Source organism: Corallococcus sp. AB049A (assembly GCF_003668885.1).
GTDB lineage: Bacteria > Myxococcota > Myxococcia > Myxococcales > Myxococcaceae > Corallococcus > Corallococcus interemptor.
Genome location: NZ_RAWL01000018.1, coordinates 1 through 15,480 on the forward strand (window position 1 = coordinate 1; position 15,480 = coordinate 15,480).

16 protein-coding genes are annotated in these 15,480 nt (G+C 69.3%); 9 read left to right on the top strand and 7 right to left on the bottom strand.

Annotated elements, in window-relative coordinates:
* Positions 1-433 (bottom strand): hypothetical protein (locus D7X55_RS03550; protein ID WP_147470019.1); only part of this gene is annotated, 433 nt, incomplete at its 3' end.
* A 60-nt stretch (positions 434-493) separates the two neighbouring features.
* Positions 494-1,513 (bottom strand): hypothetical protein, encoded by a 1,020-nt coding sequence (locus tag D7X55_RS03555; protein ID WP_121722228.1) that lies wholly within the window; start codon positions 1,511-1,513, stop codon positions 494-496.
* A 114-nt stretch (positions 1,514-1,627) separates the two neighbouring features.
* Here D7X55_RS03555 and D7X55_RS03560 point away from each other — a divergent pair, with 114 nt between their 5' ends.
* From D7X55_RS03560 to D7X55_RS03575, 4 genes are read left to right on the top strand one after another with little or no spacing between them, the layout of a single operon-like run.
* Positions 1,628-1,903: a hypothetical protein gene (locus tag D7X55_RS03560; RefSeq protein WP_120547384.1), complete on the top strand. Its 276-nt coding sequence runs from the start codon at positions 1,628-1,630 to the stop codon at positions 1,901-1,903.
* 15 nt (positions 1,904-1,918) lie between these two features.
* Positions 1,919-2,743, top strand: coding sequence for a hypothetical protein (locus D7X55_RS03565; RefSeq protein ID WP_120547385.1), 825 nt, complete (start codon positions 1,919-1,921; stop codon positions 2,741-2,743).
* 28 nt (positions 2,744-2,771) lie between these two features.
* On the top strand, positions 2,772-4,418 hold the full coding sequence (locus tag D7X55_RS03570) for a serine hydrolase (protein ID WP_120547386.1): 1,647 nt from the start codon (positions 2,772-2,774) through the stop codon (positions 4,416-4,418).
* Positions 4,419-4,429: 11 nt separating this feature from the next.
* A complete protein-coding gene (locus tag D7X55_RS03575; protein ID WP_120547387.1) occupies positions 4,430-5,047 on the top strand; it encodes a glutathione S-transferase family protein in 618 nt (205 codons plus the stop codon).
* A 6-nt stretch (positions 5,048-5,053) separates the two neighbouring features.
* Here D7X55_RS03575 and D7X55_RS03580 read toward each other — a convergent pair whose 3' ends face one another.
* On the bottom strand, positions 5,054-5,878 hold the full coding sequence (locus D7X55_RS03580) for a HEAT repeat domain-containing protein (protein ID WP_121722229.1): 825 nt from the start codon (positions 5,876-5,878) through the stop codon (positions 5,054-5,056).
* A 203-nt stretch (positions 5,879-6,081) separates the two neighbouring features.
* On the opposite strand from D7X55_RS03580, the gene D7X55_RS03585 reads away from it, so the two are divergent.
* Positions 6,082-7,044, top strand: coding sequence for a M91 family zinc metallopeptidase (locus D7X55_RS03585; RefSeq protein ID WP_121722230.1), 963 nt, complete (start codon positions 6,082-6,084; stop codon positions 7,042-7,044).
* Between the two features lie 90 nt (positions 7,045-7,134).
* Positions 7,135-8,922, top strand: a complete 1,788-nt coding sequence (locus D7X55_RS03590) for a C1 family peptidase (RefSeq protein ID WP_199746852.1) — start codon at positions 7,135-7,137, stop codon at positions 8,920-8,922.
* Positions 8,923-8,924: 2 nt separating this feature from the next.
* Here D7X55_RS03590 and D7X55_RS03595 read toward each other — a convergent pair whose 3' ends face one another.
* Both D7X55_RS03595 and D7X55_RS03600 read right to left on the bottom strand, forming a co-directional pair.
* The gene (locus D7X55_RS03595) at positions 8,925-10,577 is read right to left on the bottom strand and encodes a choice-of-anchor D domain-containing protein (RefSeq protein ID WP_121722231.1); all 1,653 of its coding nucleotides are present in this window, start codon (positions 10,575-10,577) and stop codon (positions 8,925-8,927) included.
* 75 nt (positions 10,578-10,652) lie between these two features.
* Complete coding sequence (locus D7X55_RS03600; RefSeq protein ID WP_199746853.1) at positions 10,653-12,875, bottom strand: fused MFS/spermidine synthase; 2,223 nt, start codon at positions 12,873-12,875, stop codon at positions 10,653-10,655.
* Positions 12,876-13,004: 129 nt separating this feature from the next.
* Here D7X55_RS03600 and D7X55_RS03605 point away from each other — a divergent pair, with 129 nt between their 5' ends.
* The 3 genes from D7X55_RS03605 to D7X55_RS03615 are packed head-to-tail and all read left to right on the top strand — an operon-like array spanning position 13,005 to position 14,557.
* Positions 13,005-13,844, top strand: a complete 840-nt coding sequence (locus D7X55_RS03605) for a DUF2092 domain-containing protein (protein WP_120548481.1) — start codon at positions 13,005-13,007, stop codon at positions 13,842-13,844.
* Entirely contained in the window at positions 13,841-14,182 is a 342-nt protein-coding gene (locus D7X55_RS03610) for a hypothetical protein (protein WP_120548482.1), read from the top strand. Before D7X55_RS03605 ends, D7X55_RS03610 begins: the two co-directional genes overlap by 4 nt.
* Positions 14,183-14,233: 51 nt before the next feature.
* Entirely contained in the window at positions 14,234-14,557 is a 324-nt protein-coding gene (locus tag D7X55_RS03615) for a hypothetical protein (protein ID WP_147470020.1), read from the top strand.
* 6 nt (positions 14,558-14,563) lie between these two features.
* Here D7X55_RS03615 and D7X55_RS03620 read toward each other — a convergent pair whose 3' ends face one another.
* A complete protein-coding gene (locus D7X55_RS03620) occupies positions 14,564-15,058 on the bottom strand; it encodes a hypothetical protein (protein ID WP_147470021.1) in 495 nt (164 codons plus the stop codon).
* A gap of 108 nt (positions 15,059-15,166) precedes the next feature.
* Positions 15,167-15,460 carry a hypothetical protein gene (locus tag D7X55_RS03625; protein WP_147470022.1) on the bottom strand — a complete coding sequence of 98 codons (294 nt, stop codon included), beginning with the start codon at positions 15,458-15,460 and terminating at the stop codon, positions 15,167-15,169.
* Positions 15,461-15,480 lie beyond the last annotated feature (20 nt).

Genomic DNA, 15,480 nt, shown 5'->3' on the forward strand with positions numbered 1-15,480 from the left:
GCGCATCCCGCAACCCGCCGCCTCCGCCCACCCCGGGAGCGCCCGCGATGACCTTGCTCACCAGGGACGACAGGGTCTCCTGGAGCGTGGTGCGCACGGTCTCCCGCACCTGCTCGGACGCCACCATCTCGTCGATGGCCTTGCGAGGCAGGTGCACCGGCTTGCCCAGCAGCGTCGTCAGGGACGCGGCGACCTCGGCGGGGAGCCACGCGCCCAGCTTGATGTGGCTCGCCGCCCCGCGCGCGAGCAGGCGCGTTCGCAGGGGGACGCCCAGCCGGGCATGCCAGCCCGTCACCCGCTCGGGCGTCAGGGCCAGGTCGACCGCGGCGAGGACCCGGTCGGGGTCCACCCAGTCCGAGACCCGGGTGGCACAGAGCGTGTCAAAGGCGGTGTCCAGCTGTTCCAGGAGCGAGGCGTCGTCGAGTTTGGACATCGGAGCGTTCCTACTACGGAACGGCGCCGGACCACGCGGCGGTCCTCCGCTCGCCGCGGGCTAGAAGTTGGCCTGGTGGCAGAGGAAGTTGCCGTTCGTGAAGTAGAAGGCGCTTGAAATGGTGATGCTCTCCGGCACGGCGCAGAGACTCACGACGAGCTCCGCGCGCTCCCGGTTTTCGCCTGACACCGTGTAGCTGTTCCCCGGGGCCATGTGTGACAGACCATCCCGGGTCGACCCATCCACCATCACCCGGAAGAAGCCGTTCAGCTCCGACTTGAGCATCGGGAAGGGCCTGCTGGAATACGCGGAGAGGGCAATGTCCATGCGCTTGGGGGTCGCGCTCCCACAGGCTGCCGGGTCGGTGCTGACGCTCACCCGGCGAGCGTCGTAGAGGATGGGGCCGGTGGTGCCCAGCTGGTCCTTGTTCGGGAAGTTCTGGTAGTTGGCGCACGTGGGGTCAACGAGCGGCACGCAGATGCCGGTGGTGCAGTAGTGCGTGCCGTAGTCGCAGTTCGACTGTCCCTCGCCCGTACAGGGGACTCCGGAGTCACCGCGCACCTTGCAATGCCCCGACGCGGTATCGCAGCGCTGCCCTTCGGCGCACTCCGTGTCCGCCGTGCACTTCGGCGTGCAGACGGCATCCTGGATGGAGCACACGAGGTCGAAGGTGCTCCGCCCCTCGTTGCACAGGACATCCGTGGCGCACTTGCAGATCTGCCGCGAATCGGTGGCACTGAGCGCGTCGCACATCTTCGCCGAGTCCGGACAGTCCGCGGCGCTCATGCAGGTCTGGACACAGACCTTCGCCGTGGGATGGCAGATTTCCGAGGCAAGGCAGTCCGCGTCCTCCGTGCACCGCCCCGCGTCAACCCCCGCGTCGGCGCCCGCATCGAGCCCCCCGTCCGTGCCCGCGTCGATACCCGCATCGAGGCCTGCATCGATCCCCGCGTCGAGGCCTCCATCAGTAGAGCCCGCATCCACGACGACGTCCCCGCCGCCATCCACATCACTGTCGCCTTCACGGGTGGAGCAGCCCCCCATCACCACGCTGATCACGACGAACACCCAGAACCTCATGCCGCTTCTTCCCCCTGAATGGTGCGCCTGGCGACCGTAGCCCAGCATGACAAGCCCGGTCCGTCCGGGATAGGGTCCAGGCGAGCTGTCGGGCCGGCGAACCGCGAGTCATCCATGAGCGATTTCCCCTCGAAGCCCGATGCGTCGTCCCCTTCCCTGCCCACCCCTCCGGAGCGTCGCCGGGGCCGCGTGCTGCTGGCCGCCACCGCCGCGAGCGCGGCCTTCACGATGGTCGCGTGCGGCATCGGCATGACGACCAACCCCGGGCCGTGTGTCTATGACGGTGGACTGACTGACTGGGATTGCGACCCGTCCAATGGCACCGACAAGTTCCCGATAGACGCGGGCACCGACGCGGGGACGGACGCAGGCGTCATCCCGCAGCCTTGAGGCAACGTGCCCGGCATGACCACCGATACGCTCTTCGAGCTGGACCTGACGGACGGCCCCGCGCTGACGCTGCATGAGCGGGCGTCGGGCCACGTGGCGGAACGCTATCCGTGGGACTCGCTGGAGCCGTCGCGCTACCCGGCGGCGCTGCTGGAGCGGGCGCGGTACTCGTGGACGTTGCGGGCGCTCAACGAGTTTGGCAGCGCGACGGTGATGGGCCAGCTGGTCCAGGTGATGGGTGAGGCGCGCGTGCCCCTGGACCTGTGGAGCCTGGCGGCTCGCTTCCCCGCGGAGGAGATCCACCACGTGGAGCTCTGCGCGCGGATGGCCATGCGGCTGGGGGGCGGCACCCGGCTGTCCTATGCACCCGGGGCGTTCGCCGCGACCTTCGACCCGTCGCTCACCTGGCTCCAGCGGGCCAGTGAGCTCATCGTGCGCGTGTGCTGCGTGGGAGAGACGCTCTCCTTCGCGCTCCTGTCCGGCTGCCTCCGGGCGACGTCCCACCCGCTGACGCGCGCGGTGCTGACGACGCTGGTCCAGGAGGAGGCCCTGCACGGACGGCTGGGCTACCTGTACCTGGACTGGCTGGCCCCGGACCTGGACGCCGCGGAGAAGGACCGGCTGGGACGCGTGGCACGCGAGGCCCTGGATGCGCAGGCGCCCTTCTGGGAGAAGCTTCGCAGCACCACCAAGGACGGCGTCACGAGCGAGGGCTTCCTGCTGGAGCACGTGACGGAGCTGGGATGGATGGAGTCCCAGGACTACATCACGGTGAGCCAGGAGACCGCGGAGACGCAGGTGCGGGCACCGCTCCTTCGCCACGGCATCCGCGTGCCTTGAAATGTTGTCCACTCGCTGAGGAGTTCCCATGCACACCTCGCTGCGCTTCACGGTGGTCGGCCTCGTCGGACTCATGACGGCACTTCCGGCCGGGGCCGCCCCACCGCCGGCCGTCCGCATCCAGCCGGCTCGCATCGACGCGGTGTTCAAGGACTACAGCGGCCCGTCCACCCCGGGCTGCGCGCTCGGCATCTACCAGGACGGGCGGATCCTCTACTCCAAGGGCTACGGCGTGGCGGACCTGAACCAGGGCACGCCCATCACCTCCACGACGCTGTTCGACATCGGCTCGGTGTCCAAGCAGTTCACCGCCGCGAGCGTCGTGCTGCTGGCGCAGGAGGGAAAGCTCGCGCTGACGGATGACATCCGGAAGTACCTGCCGGAGCTCCCGGACTACGGGACGCCCATCACCGTCGACCACCTGCTCCACCATACGGGCGGGCTTCGCGACTACACGGACCTGCTCTTCCTTCAGGGCCACTACTACGAGGACGTCACGGACGACGACGAGGCCCTGGCTGTCATTGCCCGCCAGCGCGCGCTGCGGTTCAAGCCCGGGACGCGCTTTGAATACAGCAACAGTGGCTACTTCCTCGCGTCGCTCATCGTGAAGCGCGTCACGGGCAAGAGCCTGGCCGTGTTCGCGAAGGAGCGGCTCTTCCAGCCGCTGGGCATGGCACGGAGCCATCTGCGCGAGGACCACACCGCCGTCGTTCCCGGCCGCGCCACGGCCTATGCGCCCGCGGGCAACAAGGAGTACCGGCTGGACATGTCCAACTGGAACCAGCTCGGCGACGGACAGGTCCAGACCAGCGTCACCGAGCTGGTGAAATGGGAGGAGAACTTCTCCAGTGCCAAGGTAGGCGGACGCGCCCTCGTCGACGGGCTCCTGGAGCGAGGGACCCTGAGCTCGGGAGACAGGACGGGCTACGGCCGGGGCCTGTTCCTGGACACCTATCGCGGAGCGCAGCGCGTCCAGCACAGCGGAGCCTGGGGAGGCTATCGCGCCATGTTGATGCGCTTCCCCGTGCAACACGTCTCCATCGCCATCCTCTGCAACCGGGCGGACACCAGACCGGATCTCGCCGAGCGCGTGGCCGACCTGGTCCTGGGCAACGCCTTCCAGGCCACGGAGCAGGAAACGAAGGCCGCTGCGACTCGCGCGCCGGAGCCCGCGAGCGGGGACTTCGCCCGGTACGCCGGGACCTACTACGACGACGCCGCCCACCGCGTGCTGAACGTCCGCGTCCAGGACGGCAAGCTGGAGCTCGCGATGCCGGGACGCGCGCTCCCCCTCCGGCCGGCGGGCGCCGACCGCTTCGAGGTGGAGGGGGCGCCATTGGCGGTCGCCTTCGCGGGCGAGCAGATGACGCTCCTGCGCGGCCAGGAAATCCGGACGTCCTTCCAGCGGGTGCCGCCGGCCACTCCGCTCTCCGATGACGCCTGGAAGCAGCTGGTCGGGACGTACTTCAGCCCCGAGCTGGACACGACCTGGCGCATCGAGCTGAAGGATGGGAAGGCGGTGCTGAAGGGACGCGCCCTGGGAACGAATCCGCTGGTGGAGTCCTTCGCGGATGCGTTCAACACGCCCCACGGCCTGCTGCGCCTGACGCGCGATGGAACCCGCCAGGTGACGGGCTTCGTCTTCGGGGATGTGCGTTTCGAGCGGAAGTAGACTCCCCTCCCATGATCAAGCTCCACCAGTTCCATCCCTCCGGGAATTGCTACAAGGTCCGCCTCCTGCTCCATCAGCTCGCGATTCCGTTTGAAACGCGGGAGGTGGACCTCTCCGCGGGAGAGACGCGCACGCCGGAGTTCAAGGCGATGAACCCCATTGCCCGGACGCCCACCGTGGAGCTGGAGCCCGGCGTCTTCCTCGCCGAGTCCAACGCCATCCTCTGGTACTTCGCGGAAGGGACGCCGTTCCTCCCCACCGGCCGGCTGGAGCGGGCGCGGATGCTCCAGTGGATGTTCTTCGAGCAGTACAGCCACGAGCCCTACGTCGCCGTGGCCCGGGCGTGGCTGACCTTCTTCGGCATTCCCGCCGGCAAGGAGAAGGAGTTGGAGGAGCGCATCCAGAAGGGCTACGCCGCGCTCGACGTCATGGAGGGCGAATTGAGCAAGCGGCCCTTCTTCGCGGGCGAGCGCTACAGCCTCGCGGACATCGCGCTGTATGCATACACGCACGTGGCGGAGGAGGGCCGGTTCGACCTCGGCCGCTACCCCGCCATCCGCTCCTGGCTGGAGCGGGTGCAGGCCCAGCCCCGCCACCTGCGCATCACCGACCGCGTCAACGCGCCGTAGGCCCCGTCAGCCCTGGCTCGAAAGTGAGTGGATGGCCTCGAAGAGGACCGCGCGGAACTCGGGGTCGTCGTCCTCGTCGCAGGCCTCGCGGTGCGCCAGCAGCACCGGGAGCAACGAGGCGTCCTCCAGCGCCTGGGCCGCCTCCACTTCCAGCGTGGTGACCCCGGGTCCCTCCAGCGCGCGCCGCAGCGGTTCGAGGACGCGCGCGTCCTTGCGCAGGGCCAGCCCCAGCAGCGCCTCTCCGCGAATCTTGACGTGGGTCTCGGAGAGCCGGTCCATCAGCGCTTCGCGCAGCTCCGGCGTATCCACTTCGCGCGCCTGGGAGCCGAGCGTGAAGGTGGCCCACTCGCGGACGGTCTCGTCCGCGTCACGGGAGAGGTGGATCAAGGCCTGGAGCGCCTGGGCATCCCGGTGTTGCGCCAGCCCCATGACGACGCCGAACCGGACGTGGGCGTCCGGGTGTTCCTTCAGGGGAAGGAGCGCGGGCACCGCGCGCGGATCTCCCAGGTGGCCGAGGGCGGCGGCCATCGCCTCCAGCACGGCGGCGTCCTGCTCCTTCGCGAGCGCCGGCAGCAGCGCGTCCGTGAAGCGCGCGATGCGCTCCGGTGAGCGGTGCCGGAACTCCAGCTGCGCCAGGATGTTCGCGCCGCGTCCGCGCTCCTTCGGGGACGAAGACTGGAGCCAGGCGGCGGCCCGCTGGAAGACGTCCTCACCGCCGCGGTGGTGCAGCTGCCAGATGGCCCGCCACGCGTCCGGATCCTCCTCGCCGCCCTGGAGCGTGCGGGCGAAGAGCTCATCGGTGGAGAGGCCGGCCTCGGGCGGGGAATCCATTCCGGGGAGCCTAGCGTGGGCGTCGCCAGGGGCTGATGTCTCCAGACATCAGGCCCCCGACTCCAGTCATCAGGGACGGCCCCCTGCTTCGACGTAACTCCCTGGAATCAGGAAGGGCCCAGGGTCGCCAGGGCCAGGAACGAGTGGGCACACGGGGTGCAGTAGGGGTGGTCCGTCGCTGTACTCCACTTCCGAGGCCCCCCATGAAGCTGCGCTCCTCTTCGTTCTCCAAGCCCTCTTCGTTCGGCTCCAGCTCCTCCACCTCCCGCCCCCGCAGCGACAGCCTGCCGGCCAATCCCCAGACGGCGAAGCCGAAGCCGGTGGCCACGCCCGCGCAGCTGCAGGAGGGAAAGAACAACCTCAAGCCCGCCGACTACGGCGTGGTGGATCCGAAGCTCCAGGGCATCCGGACCCGCCGTGACAACGGCCAGTCCGGCGCGCAGTTCGCGGACTTCACGCAGGACGTGCGCAACTCCACCCACCGCCTCACGAGCAAGCCCGTGGGCAACCAGATGCTGAACGACATCAACGGCCACACCCAGGCCGTGAACCCCGGCGCCACGGGCACGCTGCGCCAGCCGCTGACGGCGATGGATGTCTACTCGGGCCGCAACTCGGCGCTGCCCAACTCGCACGTGCCGCGCAACGACGGCACGCTGTCCTCCACCCGCCCGGCGTACCGCTACGACGGCCAGCCCGGCGCCGGCACGGCCAGCGACGTGAAGTACAACGAGAACGGCGGCGGCCAGCGCTTCAACAGCCTGGGCCACGAGTCGGTCCACGCGTGGCGCGCGTCCAACGGCGTCCAGGTGAGCCCCCTGGCCGCCAGCAAGCACAGCGACGCGGACGTCTTCAAGCAGTACCCGTCGCACTCGGCCAACATGAAGGAGACCGTGGACGACCGCCTCCGCCTGCGCGAGGAGTTCGAGACCATTGGCCTGCGCCCCACGCCGCACACCCGGACGAACCCCACGGAGAACGCCATCCGCGCCGAGCATGGCCTGCCGGCCCGCCAGGACTACTCGGGCCTGAAGCCCGACGGGAAGAACAGCAACGACCTGGCCTTCAAGAACTACGACGAGGGCACCGACGCCCGGAACTTCTTCCAGAAGCTGTCCGGCCAGCCCTCGCCCTTCCAGAAGATCGTCGGCGACTTGGAGAAGTGATTCACCCCGGCCGCCATGGCCTCGATGGCCTGGACCTTGTCTTGGAACGCATCCCTCCCAGGTTCGAACTGGAACCATTGGAGGGAGACCATGAGTTACGAAATTCCAAGATTGGGCTGGTTGCCGGATCCGCTGGATCCCCGCGACCTGACAGTGCGTGCACCCGAGGTGCAGCGCTCGCTGTCCGCGGTCATGCCCCGGCTGTCACCCAAGGGGGCCGTGGGGGCGGAGGCAGCGGGCGCTACGCCGGTGGGCCCGCTGCGGGTGGACCTGCGCAAGTGGTGCTCGGCGGTGGAGAACCAGGGACAGGTTGGCTCCTGCACGGCGAACGCGGTGGTGGGCCTGTATGAGTATTTCCAACGCCGGACGACGGGCGAGAACATCGAGGCTTCGCGCTTCTTCCTCTACCGGGCGACCCGGCGGCTCCTGGGCTGGGAGGGCCGGGGCGACACGGGGGCCTTCATCCGCAGCACGATCCGCGCGTTGCGCCTCTTCGGTGTGCCGCCGGAGGAATACTGGCCCTACAAGGAGAGCGACTTCGACCGCGAGCCGCAGGCCTTCCAGTACGCCTTCGCCCAGAACTTCCGGGCCATCCAGTACTTCCGCCTGGAAGAGAAGATCGGGCACCTGAAGAGTGCGCTGGATGCGGGGCTGCCGTTCGCCTTCGGCTTCACCTGCTTCAGCTCGATGTTCACGCCCGCGGTGGAGGCAAGCGGGATCATCCCCTACCCGGCACCGCAGGACGCCGTGAAGGGAGGACATGCCGTCCTCGCGGTGGGCTACAGCGACTCCCACGTGCTCTTCAAGAACAGCTGGGGCGTGGACTGGGGGATGGACGGCTACGGCCTCATTCCGTGGACCTACTTCGACCGGGAGCGCCCCCTGGCGACGGACTGCTGGGCCCTGCTGGACGCCGCCATCATTCCGCCGGCGGAGGCGGCCCCGGAGGGCTTCGAGGAGGAGAAGCCGGGCAGGCACAGGGCGCGCCCGGTTCGTGCGGAGCGGACGCGGCCGCTCATCCAGGTGGTCCGCGGGAGTGATCCCCTCGCGGAGGTCCCCCTGCGCATCACGCCGTCCGGCGTGGAGGCGGCGCATGACGGCTTGCGGATGGGGCTTCGTTCGACCCGCGAGGATGTCTCGGTGCGGCTGCGCCGCGTGAGCATCACCCCGTCCTTCGACTTCACGTTGCTGAGGCAGGCGGCAGACGACCTCTACCTGGTCGGGCTCGCGTGGGACCTCTCGGCCCGGCCTCCGGCGCTCATCTCCTCGGCCGCGGAGACGATGAAGGGCGTCTTCCATGACGGAACCGGCAGGGAGATCCGCTTCGGGGATGGCGGCCTCCAGGTCTGGAAGGGAGCGCCTGTGATTGGCGCGCTCTACCTGAACCTCCTGCTCCTGGAGAGCGACAAGGGAGCGGAGGAGCTCTCCAAGGCGCTGCACGGCGTGGAGGGTCTCCTGAAGAAGAGCCGTCTGGGGACCGCCCTGGCCGGGCTGGAATCCGAGGCGGAGGCCGAGTCCCTGGTGGGGACGGAGGATGCCGCGCACCGATTGCTGGGCGAGGTGACGGCGACGCTTGGAAAGCACGGGCACGTCATCCCCTTCTTCCAGGGGGTGTTCGGTGCGGACTCCTTCCTCCAGGGGCAGACGGATGTCTACGACCAGCTCGGGGCGGTCATCGAGCTGGAGCGGATCCTCAAGGAGGAGCGCCGGAGCACCCCGAAGCCACGGCTCACGGCGCTCCAGCAATTGCAGATGACGCTCGCCGAGGAGCGCCAGCGTGGAGGCGGCAAGGTCACCGAGCCTCCCCAAGAGGAGGACCTCCCCTCGAAGACAGAGGAAGCGGCCGCTCCGAAGCGGCATCGAGGCCCCCACGCCTGACGTCAGCGCTCCATCGTGAGCGTGCGGGCGTCGTACAGGCGGATGAAGCCCTCCGCCGTGTCCGCGGAGCTGCCAAACCCTCCGCCCACCACCACGTGACGGGCGGAGGACGTATAGGCAAGGCTGCTGACCCAGGCCCCGTTGCCATACGGCGAGTCGATGTACGTGACGGACCCCCGGACCAGCTTCGACCTGTCGCCCATGTCCGCGAACCAGCCCCGGCCGTAGGTCTCGGTGCCGGGGAGCAGCTCGTGCCCGCCAAAGAGCAGCCTGGGGGCGGCGCCGGCGTTGGAGGCAAAGACGTACGTGTCGGCCACGCCCGGCCCCTCACCTGTCGGCGTCTGCGCGTTCCAAAGCACGTTCCCCTCGGGGTCCATCCACCAGGACATCACGCCTCCTGGCGGCGAGACGAGGTTGACGATGGAGATCATCTCACCCGTGTGGGCGAAGGACACCTGGACCCAGTTGACCTCCTTCGTCCACAGCACGACCCCAGCGGGGGTGAGCTTCTGGATGAAGTTCTTCACGAACACCGGGTTCGCGGGAGGGGGAGCCTCCCGGTTGAACGCGCTGCCCGCGACGTAGACGGAGCTCCCATCCGCCACGACTCCCAGGCCCAAGGAGTAGTTGAATTGCGCTTCACTGATGCTGGCGCTCCACAGCTCGACGCCCTCGCGCGACAGCGCGACGAGCTTCAGCGTCTGCGTGGCGTCACTGTTCACCTTCACACCCAGCACGTAGGTGTTACCGAGGCCGTCCGCCACCGTGCGCGCCGAGTAGATGTACTCCGAGGGCGTGTACGTCCACCGGATCCGCCCGTTGCTGTCGTACTGGGACACCAGACCGTCGTAGCGCACCAGTGAGATGTACCCGTCACTGGTGACGGCCATCTTGTAATCATTCATGGGCAACGACCAGCGCTCCTGTCCGGCGCTGTCCAGCGACGTCACGCCCAGGGCGTCCAGGACGACGATGGAGCCATTGGCCAGCGGCGCCACCGTCACGGGTGGGCGGCTCCGCCGCACCTCCCACTGATAGAGGGGCGTCCATGCCTCCAGGGCGACGGACTTCGACGCGTCCAGGCGGAGCAAACAGCCGTTGCGGGGCGCGCTGGCGCAGGCAGCGCCCCACGTCGGGAACCCTTCCGGACCGGCGTACAGGGTCACCTCTGCCTTGCGCACCGCCTGTCTGCACGGCTGGGTGCACGTGAAGGAGTCATCCCCCGCCATGACGCGGGTGCCCGGCGGCATGGAGGACACGTCCACCCACGCGAAGCCGGTGCCCTGGAGCTCCGTCTGCTCCACCGAAGGCGCCCCGGCCACCTTGAGGCGGGCGGAGTGCGTGCCCCCCAGGCGGGGCGCGAACCTCACGCGCACCTCGCACTCCATGCCCGCAGCCAGGTACTTCTCGCAGGTGCTGGAGGCCAGGCTGAAGGAGTCGGAGCCCTCGACGGACACCGACACCGACTCCACGTTGGCGGGCGAAGCGTTGCGCACCGTGAAGAGCTGCTCGGCGGAGGACTTCCCCGCCTCCCACTCCCCGAAGTCGAACGACTTCCGGTCGATGATGAGCGCGGCGGGCGCGGGCGCGGGCGCGGCGGGCTCGTCGGAGCACGCGGCGAGCAGAAGCACGAGGGCCAAAGACTTTCGGAGCATGAGAGGCGGACTTCTAGCCAAGCCCAGACAGCCTGACAAGCCACCCTCCGTCGCCCCGCGTCTGACATTGAGCCCCTACTTCGACGTGACCTCCTCGCGCAGGAGGAAGAGCTCCGCAAGGAGGTTGTCCACCGGGGCGAAGTCATCCGTGAGCAGCAGCGCCGGGCCCGCGGCCAGGTAGGCGTCGACCTCCGCGCGAGGCACCCTGCCCGTGCGCGGCTGCTCGATGCCCGCGCCGCGCAGCACCTCCGGCAGCCGCTCCAGGTCCAGGGGCTTCATCGAGCCCGCGACGATGTAGACGTTCTGGCCCTTCGATCCGGCGCGGGCGTCATGGAGCAGTTCCACGTGCGGGAAGACGTCCTGCACCGTCCGGAAGGCCGAGCGCAGGAACGAGCCCCGGGGGATCTCGTCGATGACGGTCAGCAGGTAGATGCCGTCCGGCTTGAGCAGCGAGCGCACCAGCACGTCGTACTCGCGCGTCATCAGGTGGTAGGGCACCGACAGGTCGTTCACCGCGTCCTGGATGACGAGGTCATACGCGCCGCGCTCCGCCTGCTCCTGGAGGAACTGCCGCCCGTCCATGCTGTACGAGAGGATGTGCGTGTCCGGCTTCACGCCGAAGCGCTCCAGCGCCATGCGCGTGACGGCCGGATCAATCTCCACCACCTCCATCCGGGCCTGCGGGACGTAGTTCTCCACCCAGCGCGGCATCACGTAGCCGCCGCCCCCAATCAACAACATCCGGGGATGCCCGGTGCGCGCCGCCACCATCCGCACCAGCTCCGAGTGGATGTATTCGTGCGGATAGCCCAGGTACGACGGGTCCTTCAGGTCCACCAGCGTGTGCGTCAGGTGATCCAGCTGCAGGGCCAGCAGCCGCCGGCCCTCGTGCTCCACCTTGTGGACCTGGATGCAGAAGTAGTCCGTCTCCACCGTGCAGGGAGACGCGAACAGCCCCAGTGAGCCGAGGACGCCCGCCAGCGCGAGCGTGCCCGCGGTGGCGCCGAAGAAGCGGGGCTGCCGCCACACCTGGCCCACGTAGGCCGCCAGCGCCACCAGCCCCAGGCTGGCCCCCACGACCAGGGGGTAGACGCCCACCTTCGCGATGAGCCACCAGCCGGTGAGGAACGAACCCAGGAGCGCGCCCGCGGTGCTCCACGCGGACAGCCGGCCCACGGTGCGCCCCGCCTGCCCCACGTCCGCCAGCGCCAGCCGGAGCACCTGCGGCGACAGGGTCCCCAGGGCCGTCACCGGCAACAGGAACACGATGGCCGTGAGCGCGACGATGCGGGCCTGGAGCCCCATGCCCTCGAACGCGTCTCGCGCCTCCAGCCACCGGTGGATGGGCGGGATCAGCAGGCAGCTCGCGGCCGCCACCAGCAGGGAGGCGGCGAGCACGTCCGGGCGCGGCCACCGGTCCGCGAGATAGCCGCCCACGAGGTTGCCCAGGGCCATGCCCGCCAGCACCACGCCGATGATGGCCGTCCAGCTGAGCAGCGCGACGCCCACGGTGGGCGCGAGGATGCGGCTGGCCGCCAACTCGATGGCGAGCGTGCAGAAGCTGGCGCACGCCACCAGGAAGCACGCCAGCACGGGCCGGGTGCGCAGGTCCGCGCCCGTGGAACCCCACGCGAGGTCCGGTGGCGCCAATTCCTCCTCGCGCGCGGCAGGCGGAGTGGACGGCGCGGAGACGGAAGCCCTGGGCAGCGCGACCAGCGCGCAGAGCAGCAGCGCGCCGGAGACCGTGAGCACGATGGTGGGCACGGACAACCACGCCATCAGCACGAAGCCGGTGAGGAAGTTGCCGGCGAGGCTGCCCAGCGTGCCCAGCGCGTACAGCAGGCCCACGATGCGCCCCGCGTGCCGCAGCTCCGGCAACAGCAACCGCAGGGCGAGCGGCGTCAGCATGGCCAGCACGAAGCTGACGGGGAAGAACCCCAGGAAGCTGAGCAGGAAGGTGCGCGGCAGCACCGGGATGGGCCGCAGCCAGGTCCCCTCCCCCAACAGCGCCACCCACCCCAGCGGCAGCAGCGCGAGCACGGCCCCCAGCGCGGTGAGCGCCGCGAGCCACCGGAACGACACGCCCCGCTCCGACAACCGGCCTCCGGCGTAGCTGCCCAGGCTGATGCCCGCGAGCACCACGCCGATGATGCTCGTCCAGGTGTGAAGCGAGGCCCCGACGAAGGGCGCCAGGAGCCTGGCGGCCGTCAGCTCCAACACCAGGGTGGCGCAGCTGGTCACCCCCACGAGGAAGGCGGCGCGAAGCAGGTCCAGGCGGGACACGGAGGGGGTGCTCATGCGTGGCCGCGACAGTACCACCCTGCTGGCGAAGCCTCCCGGGGGGTACCAGCCGGGGCGGCGGTCGGACCGGTGAGCCTTGGTGCCCGGAGGTCACGCACGCAACGTCCTGGAGAACCGGAGGGGTGCATGACAGACACAGGCAGCAGCGGAAGATCGAGGAAGAGGTGGTGCGGGCCCCTGCTCGCCCTGGTCCTGGGAGCGACACCGCTGCTCGGAGGCGCGCAGCAGCAGGAGCAGGCTCGCGCCGAGCGCTCTGACTCCGAAGCCAAGATGGATCCCCAGGCCCAGCGCATCCTGCGCCAGATGAGCGACTTCCTGGCCGCGCAGCGGGAGTTCTCCGTCCGCACCGAGGGGACGCTCGATCAGGTGCTCGACTCGGGGCAGAAGGTCCAGCTGCAGCGCGCGGGCAGCGTGAAGCTGCAGCGGCCCAACCGGCTGCGCGTGGACCGCGCCGGAGACCTGGCCCGGCTGCACCTCTTCTACGACGGCCAGCGGCTCACCCTCCATGGTGAGGACTCCAACGCCTATGCGACGACGCCCGCGCCCTCGAACGTGGATGCCATGCTGGACATGGCGTCGCTGAAGCTCGGGCTGGACGCGCCCGCGGAGGACCTGCTCGTCAGCAACCCCTACGCCGCCCTCACCGAGGACGTGAAGTCCGGGAGCTACATCGGCAAATCCAAGGTGGACGGCGTGCCCGTGCACCACCTGGCGTTCCGCAACCGCGACGGCGTGGACTGGGAGTTGTGGGTCGAGGACGGCCCGCGGCCGCTGCCGCGCAAGTACGTCATCACCACGCGGGACATGCCGGGAGCGCCGCAGTACTCGGTGACGCTGTCCGAGTGGAACCTGTCGCCCCGGTTCACCCCGGAGCAGTTCCAGTTCACGCCCCCACGCGATGCGGTGCGCGTGTCGTTCCTCGCGCCGGACTCGCAGGGCGGTGAGCAGCAAGGAGGCTCGAAATGACGACGCATTCGCGCAGGCCCCGCCAGCGGGCGGCGGCGATATTGCTGGGGCTCTTCTTCATGGGAGAGCTGCTTCCGGAGGTGGCCCTGGCCCAGAACTACGGCACGTCGCGCCGGGTGGCGCGGCGCACCTCGCGACGCACGGCCACCCGTCATGACGCGTATTACGGCGGTGCGAGCACGACCGTGGTGGCGGAGCCGGTGGGTGCGCAAACCATCACGGCGCTGCCCGCGGGCTGCGTGGCGTCCACGGTGAGCGGCATCGCCTACCAGCAGTGCGGCGGCGTCCGCTACCGGCCCTACTACCAGGGGGACTCACTCGTCTACGTCGCCGAGTAGCCGGCCCGCGTGCGACTCCCTGAGGGAGGCAGGCCTCAGGGAGACAGGACCATGGGATTGGGACAGCGGGCCGCGGCGGGTGCGGCGCTCCTCGTGCTCCTGGGCGGAGCCGCGCCCCCGGCGCAGGACGGCATCGAGCTCAAGCGCTTCAAGGCGAGCGAGAAGAGCGACGCGATGTACGTCCTGCGCGCCACGGGCTGCCGCAAGGCGGGCGACACCTGCCGGCTCGAGCTGGGTGACGGGAAGCGCAAGGTGACGCTGCCCGGCGGCATGGCGTATGGGATTGAACCTGGAGCCCTGGACAGCTGGACCTCCGGTGAGGAGGAGCGGAGCGTCACCCTGGAGGGCGGATCGGGCTACGTCAAGGCGCTCTGAGCCCGCTCACAGGTGCGCGATGGGAACAGCGGCGCGTCCGCCCACCAGCACGGGGAGCTTCACGCTCAGGACGAAAGCCGTTTCAAACCCACGCCGGGGCAGGCCGTTGTCCGGGGCGTACAGGGGAATGCCCAGGCGCAGGCCCACCGAGCCGTAGACGAAGGAGAAATAGGGCGCGACATGGAGTCCCGTCGTGGCCGCGTACAACGGGCTCTCCGTTTCATGCATCACGCCCAGCTCCAATCCCAGCAGCAGGAAGTTGCCCTGGATGCCGGCGGCCAGCCGCGTATGCGAGTCCTCCATCCACTGCGCCTGACCGAACATGCCCAGGGCATGGATGTCGCTCGTGAAGTTGAGTGACGTCTCCAGGCCCAGCCCGATGCCTTGAGCCGAGCTGCTGTAGAGCGGGCCCACCATGAGCCAGGTCTCATCCTCAGGCAGCGAGGGATCGGCGTGGGCCACGGACGCGGTGAGGACGCACAGGAGGATCAGGGGGCGCATGGACATACCGTCCCCGGTAGCAACCGTCATGCCCGGAGCCACGTCCTCCGGAAGCCACGCCGTACCGTGTGCAGATGGATGCACGGTGTGCACCCGCTAGCACGCATGTCAGCCCGCGTCGTTGTCGCGCAGCACGGTGAGGAGATCCGCGAACTGCTGGAGCGTCTTCACCTGGGACGCCCCCAGGTAGTACCTCCGCTCGTAGTCCTCGATGATCGAGGGCGTGAGTGGCGCATCATGCAGATCCCACGTCAGGTTGTAGAGGGCATGGAGCTTCTCGATGTCGAAGGGCTCCTTGCCAGACGTGGCCCGGGCCGCCGCCACCTGCTCCCGCTCTGTTTTCTCGCGCTGCTCGCGCGCGTCGCGGAGTTGCTTCAAGGTGTCTTCAGCGGATGCCGGCATGTGCGTACTCCTTCGTTGAA